Source organism: Pseudomonas sp. FW305-7 (genome assembly GCF_058786735.1).
The window spans coordinates 233960-257684 of record NZ_JBYSZA010000002.1 but is presented as its reverse complement, the minus strand read 5'-3'; the positions used below and the strand labels follow the sequence as shown (position 1 = coordinate 257684).

Annotated in this window: 23 protein-coding genes; 2 read left to right on the top strand and 21 right to left on the bottom strand. The window is 59.4% G+C overall.

Annotation, left to right across the window (positions count from 1 at the left end):
* Positions 1 to 5 precede the first annotated feature (5 nt).
* From icmH to tssA, 21 genes are all read right to left on the bottom strand, one after another.
* Positions 6 to 881, bottom strand: coding sequence for a type IVB secretion system protein IcmH/DotU (gene icmH, locus AC3WMT_RS04220; protein ID WP_103302644.1), 876 nt, complete (start codon positions 879 to 881; stop codon positions 6 to 8).
* Between the two features lie 5 nt (positions 882 to 886).
* Positions 887 to 2218 carry a type VI secretion system baseplate subunit TssK gene (gene tssK, locus AC3WMT_RS04215; protein ID WP_103302646.1) on the bottom strand — a complete coding sequence of 444 codons (1332 nt, stop codon included), beginning with the start codon at positions 2216 to 2218 and terminating at the stop codon, positions 887 to 889.
* 2 nt (positions 2219 to 2220) lie between these two features.
* A complete protein-coding gene (gene tssJ / locus AC3WMT_RS04210; RefSeq protein ID WP_103302649.1) occupies positions 2221 to 2721 on the bottom strand; it encodes a type VI secretion system lipoprotein TssJ in 501 nt (166 codons plus the stop codon).
* 5 nt (positions 2722 to 2726) lie between these two features.
* Positions 2727 to 3923, bottom strand: a complete 1197-nt coding sequence (tagH, locus tag AC3WMT_RS04205) for a type VI secretion system-associated FHA domain protein TagH (RefSeq protein ID WP_103302652.1) — start codon at positions 3921 to 3923, stop codon at positions 2727 to 2729.
* Between the two features lie 18 nt (positions 3924 to 3941).
* A complete protein-coding gene (locus AC3WMT_RS04200; RefSeq protein WP_007920296.1) occupies positions 3942 to 4082 on the bottom strand; it encodes a hypothetical protein in 141 nt (46 codons plus the stop codon).
* A gap of 315 nt (positions 4083 to 4397) precedes the next feature.
* Positions 4398 to 5918 (bottom strand): sigma-54 interaction domain-containing protein, encoded by a 1521-nt coding sequence (locus AC3WMT_RS04195; protein WP_103302657.1) that lies wholly within the window; start codon positions 5916 to 5918, stop codon positions 4398 to 4400.
* A 10-nt stretch (positions 5919 to 5928) separates the two neighbouring features.
* Entirely contained in the window at positions 5929 to 8586 is a 2658-nt protein-coding gene (tssH, locus tag AC3WMT_RS04190; protein ID WP_103302659.1) for a type VI secretion system ATPase TssH, read from the bottom strand.
* Between the two features lie 11 nt (positions 8587 to 8597).
* Positions 8598 to 9605 carry a type VI secretion system baseplate subunit TssG gene (tssG, locus tag AC3WMT_RS04185; RefSeq protein ID WP_103302661.1) on the bottom strand — a complete coding sequence of 336 codons (1008 nt, stop codon included), beginning with the start codon at positions 9603 to 9605 and terminating at the stop codon, positions 8598 to 8600.
* Complete coding sequence (gene tssF, locus AC3WMT_RS04180; protein WP_103302663.1) at positions 9569 to 11356, bottom strand: type VI secretion system baseplate subunit TssF; 1788 nt, start codon at positions 11354 to 11356, stop codon at positions 9569 to 9571. The genes tssG and tssF overlap by 37 nt, the downstream gene beginning before the upstream one ends.
* 27 nt (positions 11357 to 11383) lie before the next feature.
* Positions 11384 to 11809 carry a hypothetical protein gene (locus tag AC3WMT_RS04175; protein WP_103302665.1) on the bottom strand — a complete coding sequence of 142 codons (426 nt, stop codon included), beginning with the start codon at positions 11807 to 11809 and terminating at the stop codon, positions 11384 to 11386.
* Positions 11802 to 12248 (bottom strand): hypothetical protein, encoded by a 447-nt coding sequence (locus AC3WMT_RS04170; RefSeq protein WP_103302667.1) that lies wholly within the window; start codon positions 12246 to 12248, stop codon positions 11802 to 11804. Before AC3WMT_RS04170 ends, AC3WMT_RS04175 begins: the two co-directional genes overlap by 8 nt.
* A complete protein-coding gene (locus tag AC3WMT_RS04165; RefSeq protein WP_103302669.1) occupies positions 12245 to 12466 on the bottom strand; it encodes a hypothetical protein in 222 nt (73 codons plus the stop codon). Before AC3WMT_RS04165 ends, AC3WMT_RS04170 begins: the two co-directional genes overlap by 4 nt.
* Complete coding sequence (locus tag AC3WMT_RS04160; protein ID WP_103302671.1) at positions 12463 to 12858, bottom strand: hypothetical protein; 396 nt, start codon at positions 12856 to 12858, stop codon at positions 12463 to 12465. The genes AC3WMT_RS04165 and AC3WMT_RS04160 overlap by 4 nt, the downstream gene beginning before the upstream one ends.
* The gene (locus AC3WMT_RS04155) at positions 12855 to 13238 is read right to left on the bottom strand and encodes a hypothetical protein (protein WP_146041222.1); all 384 of its coding nucleotides are present in this window, start codon (positions 13236 to 13238) and stop codon (positions 12855 to 12857) included. The genes AC3WMT_RS04160 and AC3WMT_RS04155 overlap by 4 nt, the downstream gene beginning before the upstream one ends.
* On the bottom strand, positions 13238 to 13588 hold the full coding sequence (locus AC3WMT_RS04150) for a hypothetical protein (protein ID WP_177431362.1): 351 nt from the start codon (positions 13586 to 13588) through the stop codon (positions 13238 to 13240). Before AC3WMT_RS04150 ends, AC3WMT_RS04155 begins: the two co-directional genes overlap by 1 nt.
* On the bottom strand, positions 13579 to 14361 hold the full coding sequence (locus AC3WMT_RS04145; protein ID WP_256583470.1) for a hypothetical protein: 783 nt from the start codon (positions 14359 to 14361) through the stop codon (positions 13579 to 13581). Before AC3WMT_RS04145 ends, AC3WMT_RS04150 begins: the two co-directional genes overlap by 10 nt.
* Before the next feature lie 159 nt (positions 14362 to 14520).
* Complete coding sequence (locus tag AC3WMT_RS04140; RefSeq protein ID WP_249412084.1) at positions 14521 to 14928, bottom strand: hypothetical protein; 408 nt, start codon at positions 14926 to 14928, stop codon at positions 14521 to 14523.
* 40 nt (positions 14929 to 14968) lie between these two features.
* The gene (tssE, locus tag AC3WMT_RS04135; protein WP_103302675.1) at positions 14969 to 15376 is read right to left on the bottom strand and encodes a type VI secretion system baseplate subunit TssE; all 408 of its coding nucleotides are present in this window, start codon (positions 15374 to 15376) and stop codon (positions 14969 to 14971) included.
* Between the two features lie 9 nt (positions 15377 to 15385).
* Positions 15386 to 16861, bottom strand: coding sequence for a type VI secretion system contractile sheath large subunit (gene tssC, locus AC3WMT_RS04130; RefSeq protein WP_103302677.1), 1476 nt, complete (start codon positions 16859 to 16861; stop codon positions 15386 to 15388).
* 25 nt (positions 16862 to 16886) lie between these two features.
* A complete protein-coding gene (gene tssB / locus AC3WMT_RS04125; protein WP_003229587.1) occupies positions 16887 to 17390 on the bottom strand; it encodes a type VI secretion system contractile sheath small subunit in 504 nt (167 codons plus the stop codon).
* Between the two features lie 32 nt (positions 17391 to 17422).
* Positions 17423 to 18985, bottom strand: coding sequence for a type VI secretion system protein TssA (tssA, locus tag AC3WMT_RS04120; protein WP_103302679.1), 1563 nt, complete (start codon positions 18983 to 18985; stop codon positions 17423 to 17425).
* 717 nt (positions 18986 to 19702) lie between these two features.
* Here tssA and tssI point away from each other — a divergent pair.
* A complete protein-coding gene (tssI, locus tag AC3WMT_RS04115; RefSeq protein WP_103302681.1) occupies positions 19703 to 23050 on the top strand; it encodes a type VI secretion system tip protein TssI/VgrG in 3348 nt (1115 codons plus the stop codon).
* A complete protein-coding gene (locus tag AC3WMT_RS04110) occupies positions 23043 to 23714 on the top strand; it encodes a DUF2931 family protein (RefSeq protein ID WP_103302683.1) in 672 nt (223 codons plus the stop codon). Before tssI ends, AC3WMT_RS04110 begins: the two co-directional genes overlap by 8 nt.
* The last annotated feature ends 11 nt before the right edge of the window (positions 23715 to 23725 follow it).

Genomic DNA, 23725 nt, shown 5'->3' with positions numbered 1-23725 from the left:
CCTGTTTACGGCTGCGACTGCGGCTGAACCGCGGCCGGATCAAGCGGCTGATAAGGTTGCAGAACGGTTTCGCGCTGCTCGCCCAAGACCCAGGCGAAACCCGAATACATCACCACCAGGCAGACAAAAGTGAACAACACCACCATCCACGCCGGCACGATGCGCACCAGGCTGCGACGCTGATCGTTGAGGCCTTCCCAGTGCGGCGACAACTCACGCGGCACGTCGCCACGCAACTGACGGATCTGCCGGTACAAGGCGTCACGGATGCCTTCGAGTTCGAGCATGCCGCGCGCCTGCACGCGGTACTTGCCCTCGAAACCGAGGGACAGGCACAGGTACATCAGTTCGAGCATCGGCAGGTGCTTGACCGGGTTTTTCGACAGCCGATCGAGCAGCTGGAAAAACTTCTCGCCACCGAAGGTTTCGTTGTGGAAGCTGCTCAGCAGGCTCATCTGCGACCATTCGCTTTCGTTGCCCCACGGCGTGGTCACGACAGCTTCGTCGACCACGGTGCAGAGCACGTAACGTGCGGCCATCACCTGGCTGCTTTCCGCACCGTTGTGCAGCGCACGCACTTCAAACAGTTTCAGCCCGGCGGTCAGGCGCTCGTTGAGCGCGTAGAGGTCTTCACGGGTTTCGCTGTGCTTGAGACGCACCACTTCCGAAAGCAGTTCGGACGACGCCGCTACCAGCGAATTGAGGCTGATGTTGAACGCTTCCGCCGGGCGCAGGCGCGCGGCGTAGATCATCCGTTCTTCCAGTTGCTCGAAGCGCGGCGGCGCAGCGAAGTCGGTCAGCGGACTCGACGCCGGGCCATGGCCCTGACGGTCGAGCAGGACGGTTTTGTCGTCCTGATTGTGTTCCATGTCCTTGATCATGTCGGTCAGTTCCTGATGGCCCAGAATTTCAGTTCAAGCTCGGCGAATTCGCCCGACACGTGGAACGCGAAGCCGCCGGAGCGCTCGAGTTGTGCCAGGTCTTCGGAACTGAGTTCGAGGATGAAATAGGTTTTGTTGGAGTGGAACGCGATCTGCCGCGGGGCCACCGGCAACGGTTTGACCTTGATCCCCGGCAAGTGCAGGTTGACCAGTTGGCGGATGCGCTCCACCGGGCCGACCTTTAGGTGCGCCGGCAAGCGGTGGCGCAATTCTTCGGAGTCGCAGTTGGCACTGGCTGCCAGCACGAACGAAGCCGAGCCGAGCAGTTTGTGGTCGTGCAACGGCGACACGATGATCCCGTACTGACGCGCTTGCAGGATCAGTTCGATGGCGTGCTGTTCGAGCACCATCGACAGCACCTGACGAATCGCTTCCATCAGTTTGCGGAAGCTCGCGCCCTGGTCGGCGTGGGAGTAGCGGCTGTCCAGGCGCGGGCGTTTGCTCTCGCCGGAGAAGGTCGCCAGATCGCCAAGCATGGTCAACAGCGTGCGGTACAACTCTTCCGGATGCACCTGCTCCAGGCCCAGATAGTGGCGCAGCAGCAGTTCGGTGCGGTTGATCAGTTGCAGCATCATGAAGTCGCCGACTTCCGCACCGCCGACCTTGCCGTTGGAGCGAATCCGCTCGGCAATCGTGTCGCCACGGTGGTTGAGCATGCTGATGACTTCTTTCAGGCACGACAGCAGGTAGCTGGAGGCGTGGGCCTGAATGTAGGTCGGTACGAAATCCGGATCGAGGCTGATCACGCCGTCGGGCGTGGTGTCGAGCACGTCGCAGATCTTCAGCTTCACGTAGGCCTGATCGCTCTGCTGCTCGCCGAGCAGCAGTTTGAAGTCCGGACGACCACAGCTGACCTGGCTGGCGGAATCGTCGCCGGCGTTGGAGTCGGCGACTTCGGCGTCGTAGGCGGTGTAACGCGCGAGCACGTCGGATTGCTCCGGACGGCGCGACTCGATGTGATTGCCGGTGACCAGCGGCAGCGCCAGGTAGATCGGCGTGTTGCCGGTATTCGGCGGCACGTCCAGCGCCAGCGGCTCGGTGTTGCCACCGAGTTCGAACAGGCTGCCGTCCGGCAGAATCCCCGAGGCTTCACTGATCACCAGTTTGCCCATGTTGAGAAACTGCAGGTCGATCTGCAGATTGAGGAAACCCCAGGTGTAGCCACCCAGCAATTGGGTGCGGGTTTTCATCTGGTGATCGTAATAACGATCGTTGTGCTGGAAGTGCTGCGGACGCAGCAGCATGCCTTCCTGCCAAATGACTTTATGGGTATTCATGGTCAGTCATCCGCCTTGGCGAGCACTTCGTGGGTATTGCGGATACCGGCCTGATCCAGGGTCAGATCAGCATCGGTCAATTCCAGCGGGGTGATCTGCACGGTGTAGCGCCATTTGGTTTCCGGCAGGTCGCGGTAGGCGGCGAGGATGCCGACGTAACGGCTGCCCTCCTCCACGCTGAGCTTCATTTCCACGGTTTCACCCGGGCGCAGTTCGAGCTCTTCGCTGGCCACCAGATCCGGATTCAGGGATTCCTTGGCGCGTTCGTAGAGGCTGAAGAAATCAGCGTTCTCGAAAGTCACCGGGTGCTTGAGTTCGAACAGACGCACCACGATCGGCGACGGGCGACCGTTGAGGTCCGGGTTGAGCTGATCGCTGCCGGTCAGCTTCAGATTGACTTTGGTCACTTTCGAGTACGGCGACAGCGACGAGCAACCGGCGAGCAACACCAGTACGGTGAGCGCAGTCAGCGTCTTGAAAAAAGCGGTCGAGCGGCGAGACATGCGCATCATCCTTGGTGGTCGGTGTGGAGGGTGGAGATCAGACGGATCTGTTCTTCGTAGGCTTGGGCGAAGTCGCGGGCGAGCAGACGCTCGCTCCAGTCGTCGTCCTGACGCAGCGCCTGGTGATAGCGGCCGAATGCTCTCCAGCGCCCGCCAGACGTAGCGATCAGCGGTTTGTTGTCGCGTTCGAAACGCAGGGTCAACTGCTCGGGCGAGAAGTGTTCCAGCGTGCCGCGCACGGCGGCACGGCTGGCAGTGAGCAACGCCACCTGATGCGCCTGCAAATCGCGGAACGCGCGGGAGATGGCTTGTTCGGCCGGCAGATGCCCGGGCTTGCTCGGTTGCAACAGAATCTGCAGTGCTTCGCTCGGATCGACGGCGAATTTCAGCGGGTTCTTGTTGGTCCCTTGCACGGTGGTCTGGGCCAGACGCAGCTCGTTTTTCAATTCGGAACGGGTGCGCAGGCTCTGCTGCAAACCGCCGACGCTCTGACGCAACAGACGCGCAGCGTTCAGCGCCATGGCTTCGCGTTCGTCGTGGCTGAGACCTTTGACATCCACGCCCAGCGCCGCGCCGAAGTGCTCCCAGAAACCTTCACTCTGACGCTCGACGGCTTTCGGTGCCGGCGCCGGTTCAGGCTCGGCGGGGGCTGCGATCAGCTCCGGCACCATCAGGCTTTCCATGTCGATGCGCGCGTAGTCGGCACGCTGACGCGAGTCTTCAGGCTTGGTGTTCGGCGCCAGCAGTTCGTCGATTTCCGAGTAGACGCGTTCTTGCTGTTCGAGCGCGTTGAGCGGGTCAAGATCGAGGAACGCGTCGTCCGGGATGATGCTGCCGGCAGCACGCGGACGGCCGGCTTCACCGTCGAAGGTCGCCGGGTCACGCACCAGCCGCGCGCGAATCTCGAAATCGCCCAGCACGTAGGTGCTGCCGTGCTCGATGCGCACCGGCTCGCCTTTGTGCAGACGTGCACCGCTGTCGCCGTCCTGGACCCCGTTGCTGCTGGTGTCGGTCAGGAAGAACGTGCCTTCGCGGTAACTGACAATCGCGTGGTGATTGGACAAATGACGCTTGCGGTCAGGAATGATCCAGTCGCAGTCCTCGCCCCGTCCGATCACGCCGCCAGCCTGTTTGAAGGTTTTCTGGCACAACTCGGTGGGCACGAACTGCTTGGTGTTCAGCATTTCGAAAACCAATTCCATGTTTGATGCTCCTTGCGGTCACTTGCCGCGATTGACCGCTTGCGGATCACCCAACGGGCGATAGTCGTTATCGTTGAATTTGTAATTGCCGCTACAGCCACCAAGGCCGCAGAGAACGACGAGGGTCAGCAGGACAGCTTGCCAGTGACGAACAGACATCAGAGGGTCTCCAGGGGTAGACAAAGCACAAAGCGCCGACCCTTGCGGGCGGCGCTGAAATTAATTCTTTTAGTCATTTGTAAGGCTCTACATCGGGGCCTTGAGCCAGACCAACGAGGTGCACGCACCTCCTGTGGCGAGGGAGCTTGCTCCCGCTGGGCCGCGAAGCAGCCCCAAAACCAGACACCGAGGTGGTTCTGGCCAACCGCATTCACCGGATTACGACTGCTGCGCAGCCGATCGGGGACAAGTCCCCTCGCCACAGAGAAGCCCTTCAACACAGGATTTGTGCAGACTGCGAAAGCAGTGATCAGATCAACCATCGAAGTCACCCAAATTGATATTCAAGCGACCGAGGCGGTACAGCAGCGTGCGCCGTGGCAAACCCAGTTCACGGGCAGCGAGGGTCTGGTTGCCGTCGTTCTTGCGCAGGCAATCGAGCAACAGCGTACGTTCGACCTGCTCCAGGCGTTCGCGCAGGTTCAGGCCGCTGTTGTCTTCGGGCATCGCTTCCATGCGCAGGGAGAAATGCTCGGCCAGTAACTCGCCGCCCTCGCACAACAGCACTGCGCGTTCGACCAGGCCTTTGAGTTCACGGACGTTGCCGGGGAAGTTGTAGCCGGACAAATGTTCCAGCGCCGCCTCTGACCAACGCACCGGATCACGCTGCAAGAACGCGCAGGCCTTGTCGGCGAAGTGCCGGGCCAGCTCCAGAATGTCGCCTTCGCGCTGACGCAGGGCCGGCAGTTCGATCGGGAATTGCGCGAGGCGGTAATACAGGTCCTCGCGGAACTTGCCTTCGCTGACCAACACCGACAGATCACGGTGGGTCGCGGCGATGATGCGCACGTCGATCTTGTGCGTGTCGTTGGAGCCCAGCGGACGAATCTCGCCCTCCTGCAACACGCGCAGCAACTTGGCCTGCAACGACAGCGGCATGTCGCCGATTTCATCGAGCAACAGCGTGCCGCCATTGGCCGCATCGAACAGCCCCGCGCGGTCGCGATCAGCGCCGGTGAAGGCGCCTTTGCGATAGCCGAACAGCTCGCTTTCCAGCAGGTTTTCCGGGAACGCCGCGCAGTTCTGCACGATGAACGCCTGAGAACGTCGCGGGCCGCAGTCGTGAATGGCCCGCGCCACGACTTCCTTGCCGGTGCCGGTCTCGCCGCGCAACAGCACGGTGTACGGGCTGTGCAGGACTTTGCTGATCAACGAGTAGGTCTGGCGCATCGCGGCGCTTTTGCCGATCAAACCGTAACCGCTGATGCTTGGCACGCTGCGCACCGCCGGCGCATGAGCATCCAGCGGCTGGCGCAGGCGTTGCAGCAAATGCAGTTGGCCGAGCACGAACGAGCCAAGCTGGCCGAGCGATTCGGCAAAACCGTGCAAGTCGGTGCGACGCTGACTGGCACACAACAACAGGCCTTCGACAGCCTTGTGCCGATTGACCAGCGGCACGCACAACAGCGACTGCCACGGCGCCGAAACGGCGGGCAGAAAGCTGGTTTCGTGCAGGCTGCCGCCGAGGTCGTCGAGACACACCACGCGGTTCTGGCACAGGGCGAATTGCAGCAATTGCTCACCGTTGTAATCCGCCGGCAGGCTCGCCGCCTGGCGCGGTTGCAGCGCGCCGTCGAGGCACTCGGCGTTCATCCCCAGGCAGGTGTGGGTGGCGTCGAGCAGATACAGTTGCGTCAGTTCGCAACCGCTCAGCTCGGCCAGGCCACGCACGAAGTCACCCAACAACGCAGCACCGTCCGCCGCCCGCGACAGGCTGGCGAACTGCGCCAGCAACGCTTCGGCGTAGACCAGTGGTTGCGGTACTTGAGTGAACATCACCGCCACCTCAGGCGAACTCGCACATCACGCTGGCGTTGCCGTCGAGCGTGGCATGCACACGCTTGAGGCTTTCACCGGTGGCCATCGCGTCGAGCAGACGATCGGCCACCAGCGGCAGGACGTGCTGATCGAGCAAATGATCGATCAGGCGCGCACCGCTTTCGCTTTGCGTGCAGCGCTCGGACAAGTGATCGACGAGGTTCTGGCACCAGCTGAAATCCAGCTGACGACGGTTGAGGCGCTCGCCGAGACGACCGAGTTTGATCTCGATCAGCTCGCGCAATACCGGACCGCCGACCGGGTAGTACGGCACCACTTTCATACGCGCCAGCAGCGCCGGTTTGAAGTGTTTGCTGAGTACCGGGCGAATGGTTTCTTCGAGCAGTTCGGCAGTCGGCCGCGCACCGTCTTCGCAGAGGTCGCTGATCTTGTCGCTACCGAGGTTCGAGGTCATCAGGATCAGCGTGTTGCGGAAGTCGATCTCGCGACCTTCGCCGTCGTTGGCCACACCTTTGTCGAAGATTTGGTAGAACAGGTTGAGCACATCCGGATCAGCCTTTTCGACTTCATCGAGCAGGACCACCGAGTACGGTTTCTGCCGCACGGCTTCGGTGAGCATGCCGCCCTCGCCATAACCGACGTAGCCCGGTGGCGCACCGATCAGACGCGAGACGGTGTGCTTCTCCTGGAACTCGGACATGTTGATGGTGGTGATGAAACGGTCACCGCCGTACAGCAGATCGGCAAGCGCCAATGCGGTTTCAGTCTTGCCGACGCCGCTTGGGCCGACCAAAAGGAACACGCCGACCGGCGCATCAGGCTTGTTCAGACCAGCAGCTGTGGCGCGCATCGAGCGATCCAGGGCGTGCACGGCCTGCTCCTGACCACGGATGCGCGTGCGCAGGTCGGTGGCGAAACTGGCGACTTTGGCATTGTGCTCACGGGCCAGTTGCGCCAACGGCACACCGGTCCAGGCGCTGATCACTTCAGCCACCAGACGTGGGCAGACTTCGAAGCTGACCAGGCGCTCCTTGACCTGTGCGGCAGTCAGCTCGCTGTGGGTCTTGTTCAGTTCGGCTTCCAGCGCTTCGACGCTTTGGCCTTCTTCAACTTCAGCCGCAATGGTTTCGATCACGGTGCCTTCGGCGTCTTCTTCAACGCTGACGGTCGGCTCGACGGCGGCGGCTTCGCGGGCCTTGGCCAGTTGTTGACGCAGTTCCAGCAGGCGCTCGGCCAACGCTTTCTGCTCAGTCCACAGGGTTTCCAGCGCGACCATTTCGCTTTCGGCTTCTTCCAGCCGCGCTTCCAGTGCGTCCAGTGCTTCGTGATCGATCAGCAGGCCGGCCTCGGCATCACGGCGCAGGGCCTGACGCTGACGACCGCCTTCAGCCAGTTCGCCACGCAGGCGTTCAAGGCTTTCCGGGGCAGCGGCGAGGCTGATGCGTACACGGGCGCAAGCGGTATCGAGGACGTCGACGGCTTTGTCCGGCAGTTGCCGACCGGCCAGATAACGCGCCGACAATTCCGCCGCCGAGACCACTGCGTCATCGCGAAGGTAGATGCCGTGGCTCTTCTCGTAGACCTGAGCCAGACCACGGAGGATGGTCACCGCTTCGCTGACGGTTGGCTCGTGCAACTGCACCGGTTGGAAACGACGGGCCAGCGCCGGGTCTTTCTCGAAGTATTTCTTGTACTCGGCCCAAGTGGTGGCGGCGATGGTGCGCAGTTCGCCACGCGCCAGTGCCGGTTTCAGCAGGTTGGCCGCGTCGGAACCGCCGGCATTGCCGCCGGCGCCGATCAGGGTGTGGGCTTCGTCGATGAACAGAATGATCGGTTTCGGCGAGGCTTTGACTTCGTCGATCACGCCTTTGAGGCGGCGTTCGAACTCACCTTTGACGCTGGCGCCGGCCTGCAGCAGGCCCATGTCCAGCGACAGCAGTTCAACACCTTTGAGCACTTGCGGCACTTCACCGGCAGCGATGCGCGACGCCAGGCCTTCAACGATGGCGGTTTTACCGACGCCGGCTTCACCGACCACGATCGGGTTGTTTTTGCGGCGACGGGCGAGGATGTCGACCATTTGGCGAATCGCGCCGTCACGGCACAGCACCGGGTCGAGTTTGCCGTCGCGGGCCTGTTGGGTCAGGTTGTGGGTGAAGCGCTGCAACAGCGATTCGCCCTGCGCGGCGGGTTTGCCATTGGCGGCCGGCTGCTCTTTTTGCGACAGGGCAAATTCCTTCAGGCGATCAATGTTCAGCTTGGCGAGCAGCGGCTGATAACGGCTGCCGGCGTAGCGCATCGGATTGCGCAGCAAGGCGAGAATCAACGCGGCGTCTTCAACCTGGGTCTGGCCCAGTTCGAGGTTGGCCACCAGCAGCGCATCTTGCAGCCACTGCACCAGTTCCGGGGCGAACACCGGGTTGCGCGAAGCGCTGTGCTCAACCCGCGATTGCAGCGCGGCGCTGAGTTCACCGGCATCGACGTCGGCATCCTGCAACGCGCGCGACAGCAAACCATTCGGGCGCTCCAGCAGGCCGAGCATCAGGTCTTCGACGAGGATCTTGCTGCCGCCACGGGCGACGCAACGCTCGGCCGAACGTTCCAGATCACGGCGGGTTTCGGCGTCCAGCGCCTGGATGAGTTGTTGCAGGTCTACGTTGATCATGGCTCACGTCCTTAATGAATTTTGCTGCCCAGGGTCACCACGCCGTCCGCTTTTTCGCGGCCCAGCCAACTGGTCCAGCCAAGGCGACAGGCGTTCTGCTCACCGATGCGCAGTTCGCGGATTTCTTCCTGGCGCAGGACCAGGCGAATGTCGTAATCGAGCGGGTCACGCAGGGTGAACCGCACCAGCGCGCAGAGCGGCTGGTAACCGAAACCGATCGGCAGGAATTCATGGAATCGCTGCCAGTCGAGTTGGGTGATGTGAATGCGGAATTTGCCGCTGCGGTCGCGCACCTGCTCGCCGAGCACCAGGTCTTCGCCGAGCACGCTGTTGTCGCGACCCAAACGATTGCGCTGCTCTTCGAGAATTTCCACGCGACGCTCGATGCACTGCTCGATGACCAGGTCTTCGTGCTTGAAGTAGTAACGCAGCACGGCTTCGATCAACGCCGCCGAGTGCGCCCGCAAGCTGAGCAGGCCGAGGTACGGCAGCAGGCGTTTCCAGTTGAGCTCCTTGGCCTTGCGGATCTCGTCACCGCCCAGGCCGATCAGTGCGAACAGCTGCGACGAGAACGGGTCGATCGCACCGCTCTGGAAGCTCGCGCGATAGCGGTATTTGCGCCAGATCGGCAGCATCAGCCGTTGCAGACGATGGTGGAACAGGTCGAGGAAGTTGCGCGTCGGGTTACCGTCTTCGCTGTCGCCCAACGCCTGTTCGCCGTAAAACGCCGGCAACGGCGAACCCGAGCCGACCAGGCCGATCAGGTTGAATCGCATGCGCGCGCGCATCTGCCCGTGCTCTTCGAAAAACTCCACGCGATCGACATCGCTGCGCGGAAAGCCCAGGCTCGGGTTAGCCTGGAACTCGACCTGATCGTACAGATCGTCTTCGCTCAGGTGCGGGTGTGCCTCGCGCAGCCGGTCGATCACCAGCAGCACGGCCTGAAACAGCGAGTACTCGCGTATTACCTTCGTCAGCCCGCTTAAAGCAGGGGCTGCAGGCCCATACGTGGTGTCCATTGGTACACCTCTCCCTGTGTGCTTTTTACGCGCAACTCGTGAAACGAATTGAGACTGGCGTAAAGCGCGAAAAACTCGTTAAGAACCGAAGCGAAAACGAACAGGTCGCCTTCGCCGATATACCCTTCCGGGTCGATGGTCAGTTCGGTGCGCAAACCGCGCACCGGCAGGCCACGGTGCAGCCGATCGACGTGGTGATGCTTGATGTGCTTGAGGCCGCCGAGCAGGCGTTTGCTGACCTTTTCGGCGTGCTGGTCGTAGTAACGCGGCAAGTCGTAGGTTTCGAGAATCACCTTCAACGCATTGACGTCGGCCAGCGACAGATAGTTAAGCGACATGTTGCTGATCAGCTTCCACAGGAAGTCTCGGTTCAGCGGCGGTGCAAAACTCGAAGTGGCCGGGGTGATGTTGCGGAAACTCAAGAACTCCGGGGTCTCTTCGCAGGCCATGCAGATTTCGCCGAGCTTGAGCTTGCGCGGCAGGTTCTGGTTGGTGCACATCAGCTCGATCGACAGGGTTTCGTGGGCCTCGGTGTGGCGAATGCCGAAGCTCAGGTAAGTGTCGAGGCCATCGTGCAGCAGCGACGAACGCTGGCGGATGCTGTAATGCGGACGGCTGTTGGGCACGTCGAAACTCGGGTCGTGCTCGAACGACTCGAACGGCACGTACTCCTGATAACCGAGGCCGCCGGGCTTCCAGCCAGTCACGGTTTCCACCGAGAACACACCGCAGTTTTCCAGATCGTATTCCGCCGGCAGCAGCAGGTATTCATCCTGCTTGCCGTCGAGGCGGATCGGCAGTGCGTCGTGCGCGAACAGGTTGGCAATCGGCGTGCAGAACAGCTTCACGTTATCCAGGGTCGGGCGCATGCGCATGATCCCGCTCTTGCGGATATCAAAACGCAATTCCAGGCCGCGCATCTGCTTGAGGGTGTCTTCCGGCAGCGCCTTGAGGATGTCCAGACCGTTGACGTCGACGAACAGGAATTTGTCCTGGAAGGCGAAGTATTCCTGCAGGTAGCGATAGCCACGGAAGGTGTTCAGCGGATACGGGATCAATGCTTCTTCTTCGGCAAAGCCCACCGGTTTGACCCGGTCACCAGGAATCTTGAACGCCATCGGCTTGCCGGCCACGCCATCGATGGGCTTGCCAGCGCCGTCGAGCGGGATCAGTTCGATGCCTTCAAGGTTGCGCAGCAGGCTCAGGTAGAGCATCTGGCTGATGTAACGCTCACCGGCAAAGTGCAGGCGCAGTTTGCTCAGTTCCAGCTCACCGAGGTGACCGTCGGCGCTCATTTCCAGACGCAGGCTGAGCAGCGAGCCGTCGCCCTTCACCGAGTAGTTCAGCGCAGCCAGATCCAGCGGCAACACTTCAGTCGGGTAGCAGGTGCGGAAACGGCAGCGCACATCTTCGATCGGCTTGCTTTCAATTGGCGTATCACGCTCGACCAACAGCGCCGGGCCCGAGCGCTTCAGCGGATCGAACTGCAAAATGCTGAACGCCGGCAACGGGCGCATGTAGTTCGGCCACAACAGTTGCATCAGCGAATGGCTGAGTTCCGGCAGCTCGTCATCGAGCTTCTGACGCAGCCGCCCGGTCAGGAACGCAAAGCCTTCGAGCAACCGTTCCACGTCCGGATCCCGCCCGGCCTGCCCCAGATACGGGGCCAGCGCCGGACTACGCTCGGCGAAACGGCGACCGAGTTGGCGCAGAGCGGTGAGTTCGCTTTGGTAGTAGTGGTTAAAGGACACGGGTTACCTGCCTGGTAGTGGAACTCATCAAAAAAATATCCTGTAGAGCGCAACCGTCACGCCGGCACAGAAGTAACCGGCGATCAGGAGGTACGGCACCAGCATGATCCAGCTGTAGGCCATGAAAGCGTCATCGAACGGGCCGGCGATCAGGCTGCACAGGCCATAAAGCATCCATGGCACGGCGTAAAACGGGATGAACTTGACTGGCGCCCACCACACCATCCGTAACGCTTGTTGCTCATTACGGCTCTTCGCGGTCCGTGATACCCACAGGGCGAACAACAGCAGCCCGGGCATGCCGAACCACAACAGATATACCCAGTGGGTCTCGGACGATTCGATTGTCGAGGAGTCGCCAATCCACAGGCCATAGGATGAAAACGCCAGCATCAACAGCAATGGCGCCCACAAGGCCGCCATGAAGAAATTCAGTTGCGCGCGACTAAGCATGGTCGGCCCCCGAAGCAGTCACGCTGGCCGCTGCTTGCCCGAGTGCCCGGCTCTTGCCGGCCATGGATTTGCGCATGTACCAGCGGTCCAGCCCGGTGCAGAGAAGGATCGCCGCCAAGGTGAAAGTTCCTTGACCGACGCCATACAACAGCGCCCGCAGCGGGTGATCCGGCAGCATCCACAACAGCACCAGCGTCACCCAGATCGCCCACAACACCAGCTTCACGCGCAGGACCAGAATCATCGCCAGCAGCCAGTTGAACACCAGAAAAAACTCGTAGAGGAATTTGCTGGTCAGGCGAATGTTCACGCCACGCGAGGTCAAACTGCCGTAGGTGGAGATGTACCAGTCGGCCGCGAAGTTGTTGAGCAACGTGTAACCCACACAGAAAACTGTGTGGATCAACAGGCAGCAGATCAGGCGGGCCGGCAGGTTCATGCGACAGGCAACGATGAGTAGTAACCGCCGGCAATTTCGATGGCGACCAACGCCACCAGCACCGAGAACGTCAAGGCGCGATGCAGCCATGACTGACGCAGGCGCTTGCTGATTGCCGTGACAAGCAGCAGAAAACTCAGGATCGCGATGCTGCCGAACAGATCGCTGTCGACCATGAAGATCAGGTACGAGCGCATCTCATCCGATACGTCGATCATGGGCAAAACACTCCTTCCTTGAGAGTCCAGCTGCGCTGCAGTCCATCGCGCTCGCGTTTGATGTCGAGCAAGGCCTGGCGCATTTCATCGGCACTGACCAGGCGCGTGCGTTGCGGCCCTTTCACCGTGAGCGAATAGCGGCAGCTGACCTGCCCATCGACGTCTTCGCCGTAGGACCGGTAACTGGCCACGCTGACTCGCTCGCCCGGCGCAACCACACGCAGTTCCAATGGCGGCAGCCAGTTGGTCGCGTGCTGCGCTTGTACTTCAAGCGGTACACCACAGGTGTTGACCAGGTAAATATCATTCATATAAACCAGCTGCGTCGTGCAGCCCGCCAACAACAGAGTGGCCACCGCCGACAGCGATTTCATGCAGGTGCCAAATTTCACTGAGCGCGCCCTCCCTTGCTGGCGGTGATCGGCACATACGAGTCGATGAAGAGGTATTCACCGTCGGAAGCACTGACACGGTTCATCGTCAACGGCTTGCCATCGTGAGTGGCGAAGCGCACCCAGCCTGCTTTGACGAGACTGCCGCCCTCTGAGCGCACCTCGATGAAGTAGTCCGGCGGCATCGACCGGGTAATTTCGATGAAGTCGCCACCATCCTCAGCACCCCGCCACACCGCGTCGGGGTAACCGGGCAATACCGGCTTTTTCGAGTGACTCCAGCTCAATTTGATCGCGACCATCACGACGGCGATGATGGCCAATGCTCCGATAAGGCTCAGCAGGTGATTGAGCCATTTCCACACACGCGGCCAAGGCATCATGGCGTGCACCATGTGCGCACATCACGCTTGTCGAAGCCTGCGCACTGGTTGTTTTTGGCGATCAGGCGGTAGGCGTTTTCAGGGCTGTAGGCAAAGTGGTAGTAATTCACCCGGTCCTCACCGTAGAGCCAGTACGACGAGGAGCCTTGATTGATTTCGTAAGGTTCGAAGGCCCAGATCGACGACTCTTGCGGGATGAAGTTGCTCCGTTCCATCAGCAACATCATCGCGTTGGAAAACACCGGCGTCGCGAAGAGCGCCAGCGCCGACAGCAGCGCCGTCAGCCCGTAAAAAAGAGGCTGCCTGGCGAGGACGAGCAACGTGTTCAATGGCGTGATCAGGCGCATTCCGGCACCCACCAGTCTTCATAACCTTGCGTACCGGGATACAGCACTGTCGAGCCGCTGAACTCCGGAGGCCCACCGAAAATTTCAGTGACCCGAAAATTCCATTCGGACGATTCGAGTAGCGCGCCGTCAGCGGTGTAGACGCGGAAAAAGTATTCGCTGGCGAACAATTCGAACACTCGCCCGATCAATCCCAGCTTGTGATAGCCGGGCGCGTAAGTGACGAGATAGCACTCGCCCGAATCGTTCGAGTGTCGGGTGATGGGCTTTGCCGTTACACCACCGAAAATCTTCAACCCAAGCAAAACGGTACATATGCACACACCGATCAGCGCGGTAATCAGCAGCAGTCGCGATGTCGCTCGACGCGGATGAATCGTCAGCGGTTGCCCGCCCGCCGGCCGGCGCCAGCGGCTGTACACCGAGTTCAGGGCGTTGCTCAGCAGGAGCGCGCCAACCGTCAAACCACCCGTGAGCGCGCAATACGCCAAACCCCGGATGGGATACTGCGGCAGCAGGTAAAACAGGATCGCCAGCATCATGAAAACCACCAGACCGAACTGAATGGCCTGGCGCTGGATGAAGACCAGAATCAGATTAAGAGAAACGAAAAAATAGAAAATCAGGTACATCGCCATGCCGATTGCAACGCCACGCGAGGTCAGCCCGCCGACCAGCTGTTTGTAGGCCGGCACGGCATAGCCATTCAGGACGATATAAATCACGCAGGCCAGCGCATGCACGGCCAGACCGATGACTCGACGGCTATTCATGCGCGATCCCGGCCATGGCTTTTTCAGCGCCCTGCGCGAGCGCCACGCAGGCGAGCGCACCCATCACCATGAGGAAGCGCTGTAGCCAGATCATTTCGACACAGTCCGCGCGAACGAATGGGGACGTAATGGGCGAGTCATCTCATCAATTTTCCAGAATCACAACTTGGGATGACGACTGTTCATTTCTTGACCACACGCTGGAACATTCCAGCCCTCGTAACCCGACACTGTCGGGTAGACCGCTCGGGTACCCAGCCAATACGAGCGCTCATCCGTGGTGAACTCGTTCTGCCAGAGCAACCATTCCGACGACTTCAACAACGTGCCGTCTTTGGCGTAAACCCGGAAAAAAGCTTCGCTGGTGAACATCTTCGCAATGCTTCCCGCGACGCCCAGCGCCGAATACTGCGGAATGCAGGAGCGGATGAAACAGGTTCCGGCTTCGTTCCAGTCTGTGGAGTACTCTTGAGCCAGGCGTGCCGCCGTCGTTTTCACGTAACAGGCAGCAGCGATCAGCGCAGCGCCAGCCAAGGCGACAAATAGCAAAGTGCTACGCCCCAACATTGCCAACGTTCCCCGGTGAACGGCGCTCCCTCGCATGGTCCTAATTCACCTTCACTTGCCCGCTGCCATCCAGGCGCGCGGAAAAACTGACCTGACGCTTGAAACCTTCAACTTCCAGCAGGCCTTCGATACTGAAGGACAGGCGAAGCTGATCGTGATCACGCGGCAGGGAAATGACACGCACGTTGCTCAGGCGCGGCTCGTAGGCTTCGATGAAGTTTTCGATGGCCAGACGGGCCTGACTCAGGGAGTCGTGCAGGCTCAGACGCATGTCATTGAGATCGGGCAACCCGTAGTCGGACAGCGTTTGCACGCTGCCCGCCCGGGTGCTGAGCATTTTGGCCAGATGGGCAGCCACCGACGCCATGGCAGAAACCTCAAGGCTCTTGCCATTGCGTAGTTCCGCGTCGCCATTGAGGCGTTCGAAAAGGCTGCCGTATCCGTCCATGAGTCGCTCTTACTCTTTGTCCAGCTTGCCAACCAGCGACAGGGTGAAATCGGCACCCATGTACTTGAAGTGCGGACGCACGTTCAAGCTCACGCGGTACCAGCCCGGCTCGCCTTCAACGTCGCTGACGATGATTTGCGCAGCGCGCAGCGGACGACGGCCACGGACTTCGGCGCTCGGGTTTTCCTGGTCAGCCACGTACTGGCGGATCCACTTGTTGAGTTCCAGCTCGAGGTCGGTACGTTCTTTCCACGAACCGAGTTGCTCGCGCTGCAGCACTTTCAAGTAGTGAGCCAGGCGGTTGACGATCATCATGTACGGCAGTTGGGTGCCGAGCTTGTAGTTCAGCTCTGCCGCCTTGCCTTCTGCGCTGATGCCGAAGAACTTCGGCTTCTGCACCGAGCTTGCGGAGAAGAACGCCGCGTTGTCGGAGCCTTTACGCATGGTCAGGGAAATGAAGCCTTCCTCGGCCAGTTCGTATTCACGACGGTCGGAAACCAATACTTCCGTAGGAATCTTGGTTTCGATTTCGCCCATGCTTTCGAAGTGGTGCAGAGGCAGGTCTTCAACCGCACCACCGCTCTGTGGGCCGATGATGTTCGGGCACCAGCGGAATTTGGCGAAGCTGTCGGTCAGCTTGGTGCCGAACGCGTAAGCGGTGTTGCCCCACAGGTAGTGCTCGTGGCTGTTGGCAACGGTTTCCTTGTACACGAACGATTTGACCGGGTTTTCTTCCGGGTCGTACGGGTTACGCAGCAGGAAACGCGGCACGGTCAGGCCAACATAGCGGGAGTCTTCCGAGGTACGGAAGCTCTGCCATTTGGCGAATTGCGGGCCTTCGAAGTGGTCTTTCAGATCTTTCAGATCCGGCAGGCCGGTGAAGCTTTCCAGACCGAAGAATTTCGGGCCGGCAGCGGCGATGAACGGCGCGTGGGACATGCAGGCTACGCTGGACACGTACTGCATCAGTTTCACGTCCGGCGAGCTTGGCGACATGTAGTAGTTGGCGATGATCGCGCCAACCGGCTGACCACCGAACTGGCCGTATTCAGCGGTGTAGATGTGCTTGTACAGGCCCGACTGCATGACTTCCGGCGAATCTTCAAAATCGTCCAGCAGGTCTTCTTTCGAGACGTTGAGGATTTCGATCTTGATGTTTTCGCGGAAGTTGGTGCGATCGACCAGCAGCTGCAGACCACGCCACGACGATTCCAGCGCCTGGAAGTCCGGGTGGTGCAGAATTTCGTCCATCTGACGGCTGAGCTTGGCATCGATCTCGGCGATCATGCGGTCAACCATGGCTTTCTTGACCGGCTCACCGTTGTTCTGCGGCTTGAGCAGTTCTTCGATGAACGCCGACACGCCGCGCTTGGCGATGTCGTAGGCTTCGTCGTCCGGAGTCAGACGGGTTTCGGCGATGATGCTGTCGAGAATGCTGTACTCGCCGTTGCCGGCGCTCTTCTCTTGTGCTGCGCTAGTGCTCATTGTGTTGGCTTCCTTGGCTGGAGTCTCAGGCGTCCGGGGCTGCGGCGTTCAGGCCCAGCTCACCGAGTACGCGACCGCGGGATTCGTCGTCGGCGAGCACGCCTTCGATGGCTTTACGGAACGCAGGTGCGTTACCCAGCGGGCCTTTGAGGGCCACCAGCGCATCGCGCAGTTCCATCAGTTTTTTCAGCTCAGGCACTTGCTCGACCAGGCTGGCCGGGTTGAAGTCCTTCATCGAATTGACGCGCAGTTGCACAGCCAGCTCGTCGGCCTCGCCATCTTCTTGCAGACGGTTCGGCACGCTCAGCGTCAGACCCAGTTCTTGCTTGGCCAACACTTCGTCGAAGGTCATCTTGTCGATGCTGATCGGCTTGCGATCTTCGATTTTGCGATCGTCCTTGCGGTGGGTGTAGTCACCGATTGCCAGCAGCTTCAGCGGCAGTTCAATCTCTTCCTGAGCACCGCCGGTGGCGGGTTTGAAGGTGACGTTGATGCGTTCCTTGGGGGCTACCGAGCCTTCTTTGGCCATGGCTTTTCTCCTTGCGGTTGTGGCCCTGGGGCCTATTCGAGTACCACTTCGAGATCGAGGTGGCACAGCCTGCGATAAATCTCTTCCTTGCGTTCACGCACTGCATGGTTCTGCGGCAACAACTCGCAGCAACTGTGCAGCAGGTGCAGCACTTCCAATGCAAGATCGGGCTCCCAGGCGTGCAGGCCTGAGTCCTGTAATGTCTGATCGAGGGTTTCGAGCTGGTTCTTGGCCAGTTCGTATTTTTTGGCCATGAAGCACAGCCGGGCGAGGGCGAACTGCCAGAAGAAGCGTTCGCGGCCGCCATGGGCCGACTGCAAGCCTTGCTTGAGCGTCTGCACGGCAGGCTTCAGGCCTTCCTTGCGCAGCAGCGGGAGGACGTCTTCGAGAGCCTTTTCCCAGGCCGGCTGGGTTTCGACGTTTTCGCTTTCGACCTTGCGCGGCGCACTGGCGCTTTGCAGATGCGGCATGACATTGGCGGCGATCCACGCCCGGGTGACCGGGTCGGCAAAAGGCACGCCGTCATGGAAACGCAACTCGACGATGCCGGGCAGGCGCTGAACCAAAAGCGCGAAGTGGATTTCCACTTCGCGCATGGCCAACTCGGCGTTGAGGTTCTGGAGACATTCCCAGACCATTCGCTGGCCATCGAACCAGAACGGCGCCTTCGCCAGGCTCGCCTCCAGTTCCACCAGCAAGTCCGCGTACTTACCCTGATCGAAACGATCCTGATATTGCTTGAGCTTGTCGACCGGCAAGCTGCGCAACACGGTGATCTGTTCGGCGTTGCGCTCGGGGACGGCGTCGATGGTCATCCACAGCAGAGTTCGATTCAGGCGCAGGGCACGCAGGTCGGTGGCTTTCTGCTTGAGCCACCAGGCGCACAACGGCCGGGCGCTGTCCTGTTGGGCACGCAGGGCTTTGTGTGCATCTCTTTCGTTGTCGATCGGTGCGCCGGGTGCAAGCAACTGGCTGGCGGCCTGCTTGACCTGCGCCACCGCCGCGCCCACGACGCCGGGGGCCGGCTGATTGTCGGCCGCACGCTGGATCATGGTTTTCAGACGACGGGAGATCGGCAGCAACAGCGGCGAGTCGTCGCCCAAGTGCTCGGCACACGCGGCTTCGAGGCCGGACAGGTGTTCGGAGAGCTGCCGGAACATCGGCAACTGCTCTTTGATTGCGATGTTTTCGGTAATCACCTGCTCAAGACGCGGCACCAGCCAGCCAATCGCGGCGGCACGGGTGCGGGGTTTGAGCGGGTGAACGTCGGCCCAGTTGTTTTCCGACAGATGGTGCAGCAAACCGAGACCGGCCAGCAGTCCGGGGAAGGATTCACGCTGGTACAGCGACCAGGTCAGCCAGGCGCCGACACGCAGATCCTTGGATTGGGTACGCAGGAGATTTTCGCTGTTTTCGCGAATTTTCAGCCAGTCGATCTGCCCGCTTTCGTGCATCGAAGAGGCTTTGGCCAGCTCGCTTTCCAGCGCCTCGAATTCGCTCGAAAAACGAACGTCTTCGCCCGCGAAATTCTCTTTGGAAACAGAGACTTTTGCGAGTTCGAGGTAATGGGCGGAAAGTTTGCTTGAGTAGGACATCCATGGCCTTTATTTAGGATTACGGTCATGCGCCTATTGGAGTTGCCGCGGCGCTGGACAGTATCGAAGAGCAGTGACGTAACTCATCCAATTGAGTGTGTGCTCTTTCAAGTGGGCGCATCGTAATCACTATGATGGCCACTAGCAAGCATCTGATCAAACAACAAGACGAAGTGTTCATTGGCGCCTGTAAGAGATCACCCTATATTCGACAGGGGAATCCCTGATAGCGATTTATATTGCGCACATTTGTCTTCCTCCCTCACAACCCTTGAGCCAGAGCGGCCCGATCAAGCCTGACCGCATCGCCCCGAACGCGGGTCTCTTTATGCGGCGCCAAGCATGACAACTCTCGAAAAAAATAGAAGTAGGACTCTTCCGAAAATTCTCGCACTTCTATTAACCATTCACCGGCGACAACGCCCAACAAAAAAAGTGCCATCAATTTGATGGCATTTCATTTTTCTGAAAGTTTCACCGAACCGGCAATACTGCACATCAGTGCCAACTCAATAATTATCGAAGTGCCCTCCTACAGTCTTCTCCTTCAAATTTATCCCGCACTTTCACACCCGGAATGCTCTGACAAATGTCAGAGATACTTCTTACATCAATTTATTTCCCGCGTTGCTAGCGTGCCTTGGCAAATTCTATTCGCGTGGCGATCAAGGATGATCGGACACCGCGCATCGACTCACTTTGCTTAAGGACAAGCGTATGTTCAGCACGGGCAGTTGCGCACCTTTTATCCTGCAAATTCCCGGAGTTCGCCACGACTTTGAAGTGCTCGCGTTCGATGGTGAGGAAGCCATCAGTTGCCTATACGCCATCCGGATCGAACTGGTCAGCGAACGCGCTGACATCGATCTGGAAGGCCTGCTCAGTCAGCCGGCGTTTCTGCAATTCGGGTTCAACAAGGAAGGCATTCACGGGCGCATTGAAGATGTGAAGGTGGGTGAATTCGGGAGACGCTTGACCCGCTATGAGCTGACGCTGGTGCCGGCGTTGCACTATTTGCAGTTCAGTCAGGATCAGCGGATTTTCCAGAATCTGACTGTGCCGCAGATCATTGCTCAGGTTCTCCAACCCCACGGCATATTGGCCGATGCGTATATTTTTCACGTCTCCACCAGCCCGGAGCGTGAATACTGCACGCAGTATGGCGAAAGTGATTTCGCGTTTATCCAGCGTCTTTGTGCCGAGGATGGAATTGCCTGGCACCACCAACACTCGTCAGACGGCCATTCGCTGGTCTTCACCGATGACCAGGTGTTCCTGCCAAAACTGGGTGCTACCGCGTATCAGCAAGACACGGGGATGGTCGCGGAGCATTCGGTCATCAGCCGTTTCAGCGTCCGCAACAGCACTCGAACCAGCACGGCGATTCGCCGCGGCTATGACCTCAAACGCCCAAATCTTCTGCTGCAAAGCCGATTTACCGCTGAGTTCATCCCGGCGTTGGAGGACTACCGCTACCCGTCGCTGCTGGAAAACGAAAAGCACGGTAAACAGCTTGCCCGACAGGCACTGGAGCGACACCGCACCGACTATGAATTGGCCGAGGGTAAAAGCGACCAGCCGACGCTGCGCTGCGGCCATTTGTTCCAACTTGCCGAGCATCCCCGCAAGCAGTGCAATGTCCTGTGGCTGCTGGCCAGTGTGATGCACACCGGCAGGCAACCCCAAGTGCTGGAAGAATCAGCCACCAGCGACTTCAAACCCGATGACGACTTCATCCAGGGTTATCGCAATAGTTTCTGCGCCATTCCCGCCGAGGTAGTTTTCCGCCCGCCTCTGCCCCCGCGTCGTCCACCACTGGTTGCCCAGACCGCGCGCATCACCGGGCCTGAGGGCGAGGACATCTACTGTGATGAGTTAGGTCGGGTGAAGATCGAACTTCCGTGGGATCGCGCCGAATTCAACAGTGAACGCAGCAGTTGCTGGGTGAGGGTTTCCTCAAGCTGGGCCGGCGATCACTTCGGTGCGGTGACACTTCCGCGCATTGGCATGGAAGTCGTGGTGACCTTTCTGGAAGGTGATCCAGACAAACCGCTGATCACCGGTTGCGTAACCAACAAAGCCAACTTGCCGCCCTACACGTTGCCCGACCACAAAACCAGAACAGTGCTACGCAGCCATAGCTCGCCCGACACCGGCGGCTATAACGAACTGTCGATCGAGGATCGCGCCGGGCAGGAACTGATTTACCTGCGCGCGCAACGCGACATGGCGCAGAAAATCGGCAACAGCCTTCAACTGGAAGTGGGCAACGAACGTCGCGAAACCATCAATGGCAGCAGTTACACCCAGGCTGGAAAGTCTTTCGACATCGAGGCCGGTCAGCAAGTGCATCTGAAGGCCGGCGCCAGTGTGGTGCTGGATGCCGGCGCCAGCATCACGCTGAAAGCCGGCGGCCATCACCTCGTGATCGATGCTGGCGGCATTTTCAGTAGCAAGGAAATCGAAACGGGCCGCAAGCCACACGACAGTGAAGCGCCCAATCTGCTGCTACCAGGCCTGGATCAAGCGTTTCCCGTTGCGCCAGCGGTAAACGCACGTGCAGAGGAAGAACTTGAGGAAGAGGAGGAAGAAGTCGACCTGGAGGATGAGACACCTGGGGGAATAACTTTGCGTATCGGCGTGTTTTTCGATGGCACTGGGAATAACAAGGCCAACAGCGAGACAGTCGCCGCGTGCTACGCCGCAGATGCCAATCTTGCGGAAGCGGCTGCAGAGATCCAGCAGCACTGCGCCACCTACGGTTACGACGGAAACGGGAGTTCGCCGGACAACAGTTATGGAAATGATGTGAGCAATATTGTGCGGCTGTATGAGCTGTATACGGATCATTCCTTCGAAACACTGCCGGAGAAAACGAGAAATGCCTCTTTGCGCGTGTACATCGAAGGTATTGGCACAACAGCTGACGCAGGTGACTCACTTTACGCACAAGCGACAGGCCGAGGTGAGACTGGCGTATCAGCTCGTGTGGAGCAGAGCCCTGAAAAAATTATCGGTCAAGTGCGCTCACTGATCGATAAGAATCCCAATCTACTTATAGAAAAGATCGAGTTCGATATTTTCGGCTTCAGTCGTGGTGCCGCCGCGGCTCGACACTTTGCAAATGAGGTTCTCAAAGGCGAGCGCAGTATTCTCGCAGATGCGTTTCCAGCAGGTTCTCCGGCACTCTCCAGCACCTTTGACTGGCGCCCGCAATCGAGCATCAGCATCAATTTCATTGGTCTGTTTGACACCGTTGCAGCAATCGCCAACCCATGGCTGTTCGATTTTACCGGCGCTAACAGCAGAAACTCCGGACTCGATCTAAAGCTGCCTGATGGTTGCGCCAACAAAGTAGTCCATCTGGTTGCGCGCGATGAATATCGCGAGAACTTTGCACTCAACAGCCTGGGCGACATCGATCTGTTTTTGCCCGGCGCTCACTCGGATCTGGGCGGCGGCTACTTGCCCAGAGCCAAGGAAAAACTTCTGCTGAGCAACCCGATCACCAGCACTATCAGCCGAGACAAGGACGCGACCCGCAGTGCAGCCTATGTTGCTGCCGAGAAAGAAGCATTTGCCTGGTATGCAAAAGGCGTCATCGAAGAGGACGTCCCGGGCAGTCAATTGCGCGTGGCATTTTGGGAAAGAGCCGTGGCTCAATCAGCACAAAAGGGCAGATTCAGTCCGGATCCCCAAAAGCGGGTTTACGGGGCGGCCAGCATTGAGCGGCCAGTACATGGCGAGCTGTCACTGGTGTATCTGCGCATCATGCGTGAGCTTGCGGTCAGAGCAAATGTGCCGTTCAAGGTCATCCCAGATACGCCGAATCTGAAACTGCCCGAAGAGTTGGTCCCCATTCACAGGAAGCTCCAGTCCTACGCCTTGGGCGAGTCTCCCGTCGAAGGCCTGACTATCAAAGAAAGGGCATTGTTACGTAGCCGCTATATACATCTCTCTGCTCACTGGAATGCGGCCAAGGGCTTGAACAGCAGCGACTTGAATATTGTTTTCATCAACCGACCAACCAAGAACAACCAACGAGTGGTGCACCCCCATGAATGACTTCACTCGACCTATCAGGAAAACAATGTACTTCCTTCTAGGCATATTATTGGCCGGCTGCGGACTAGACGTCTCCCAAGCTGCGGACAAGCGTCCATGGTTCCTTGGCTTTGGAGCACCGGACTACATGGAGGTCTGGATTGAAACCGCCGATGTGGTGGATATTCGAGAGCGAGTATTCCGACGTGCCGGAGCCGGTATTGCTTCGGTAAGAGCTCCCGCTGATAACAAAGGCACGCCCGCAGGGTGGCCAGAAAACCCCGGAAGTGGCGCAGGGCGGGATATCACCGGCGCCGACCTGCCCCGCTTGATCTATGTACGATGGCAATCCCTGGCCGAACCTCAAACCTATGAGGCTTACATCACCATTTCCGAATCGGCTCGGGAAATCATGCGTAAGCCGGAAAAAGCTTTCTGCAGGGCTGATGGCAAATGGATCACGGACTACCGCGATGACATCGGTATTGGCTTGGCCCCCGGCGGTATTGCAAAGGTCTGGCTAGGGGGCGCTTGCCTCAAGTCTGTCGAGATTACTCGGGTCGAAGGGAGTGCAATGAAGGAAGGCCCGTATCAAGGAAAAAACGAGGGGCGGTACGCACTGTCTCTATCACCTGAATCTAAAGCCTACATCGAAAAATTCGGCATTCCCTTCGGGAGCTGGTAAGGAGCATTACC

Excerpts from the sequence above, each read along its gene's own strand:
- icmH (WP_103302644.1), bottom strand. The coding sequence starts at position 881 with ATGATCAAGGACATGGAACACAATCAGGACGACAAAACCGTCCTGCTC.
- tssK (WP_103302646.1), bottom strand. The coding sequence starts at position 2,218 with ATGAATACCCATAAAGTCATTTGGCAGGAAGGCATGCTGCTGCGTCCG.
- tssJ (WP_103302649.1), bottom strand. The coding sequence starts at position 2,721 with ATGTCTCGCCGCTCGACCGCTTTTTTCAAGACGCTGACTGCGCTCACC.
- tagH (WP_103302652.1), bottom strand. The coding sequence starts at position 3,923 with ATGGAATTGGTTTTCGAAATGCTGAACACCAAGCAGTTCGTGCCCACC.
- AC3WMT_RS04200 (WP_007920296.1), bottom strand. The coding sequence starts at position 4,082 with ATGTCTGTTCGTCACTGGCAAGCTGTCCTGCTGACCCTCGTCGTTCTC.
- AC3WMT_RS04195 (WP_103302657.1), bottom strand. The coding sequence starts at position 5,918 with ATGTTCACTCAAGTACCGCAACCACTGGTCTACGCCGAAGCGTTGCTG.
- tssH (WP_103302659.1), bottom strand. The coding sequence starts at position 8,586 with ATGATCAACGTAGACCTGCAACAACTCATCCAGGCGCTGGACGCCGAA.
- tssG (WP_103302661.1), bottom strand. The coding sequence starts at position 9,605 with ATGGACACCACGTATGGGCCTGCAGCCCCTGCTTTAAGCGGGCTGACG.
- AC3WMT_RS04175 (WP_103302665.1), bottom strand. The coding sequence starts at position 11,809 with ATGCTTAGTCGCGCGCAACTGAATTTCTTCATGGCGGCCTTGTGGGCG.
- AC3WMT_RS04170 (WP_103302667.1), bottom strand. The coding sequence starts at position 12,248 with ATGAACCTGCCGGCCCGCCTGATCTGCTGCCTGTTGATCCACACAGTT.
- AC3WMT_RS04165 (WP_103302669.1), bottom strand. The coding sequence starts at position 12,466 with ATGATCGACGTATCGGATGAGATGCGCTCGTACCTGATCTTCATGGTC.
- AC3WMT_RS04155 (WP_146041222.1), bottom strand. The coding sequence starts at position 13,238 with ATGCCTTGGCCGCGTGTGTGGAAATGGCTCAATCACCTGCTGAGCCTT.
- AC3WMT_RS04150 (WP_177431362.1), bottom strand. The coding sequence starts at position 13,588 with ATGCGCCTGATCACGCCATTGAACACGTTGCTCGTCCTCGCCAGGCAG.
- AC3WMT_RS04145 (WP_256583470.1), bottom strand. The coding sequence starts at position 14,361 with ATGAATAGCCGTCGAGTCATCGGTCTGGCCGTGCATGCGCTGGCCTGC.
- AC3WMT_RS04140 (WP_249412084.1), bottom strand. The coding sequence starts at position 14,928 with ATGTTGGGGCGTAGCACTTTGCTATTTGTCGCCTTGGCTGGCGCTGCG.
- tssE (WP_103302675.1), bottom strand. The coding sequence starts at position 15,376 with ATGGACGGATACGGCAGCCTTTTCGAACGCCTCAATGGCGACGCGGAA.
- tssC (WP_103302677.1), bottom strand. The coding sequence starts at position 16,861 with ATGAGCACTAGCGCAGCACAAGAGAAGAGCGCCGGCAACGGCGAGTAC.
- tssB (WP_003229587.1), bottom strand. The coding sequence starts at position 17,390 with ATGGCCAAAGAAGGCTCGGTAGCCCCCAAGGAACGCATCAACGTCACC.
- tssA (WP_103302679.1), bottom strand. The coding sequence starts at position 18,985 with ATGTCCTACTCAAGCAAACTTTCCGCCCATTACCTCGAACTCGCAAAA.
- tssI (WP_103302681.1), top strand. The coding sequence starts at position 19,703 with ATGTTCAGCACGGGCAGTTGCGCACCTTTTATCCTGCAAATTCCCGGA.
- AC3WMT_RS04110 (WP_103302683.1), top strand. The coding sequence starts at position 23,043 with ATGAATGACTTCACTCGACCTATCAGGAAAACAATGTACTTCCTTCTA.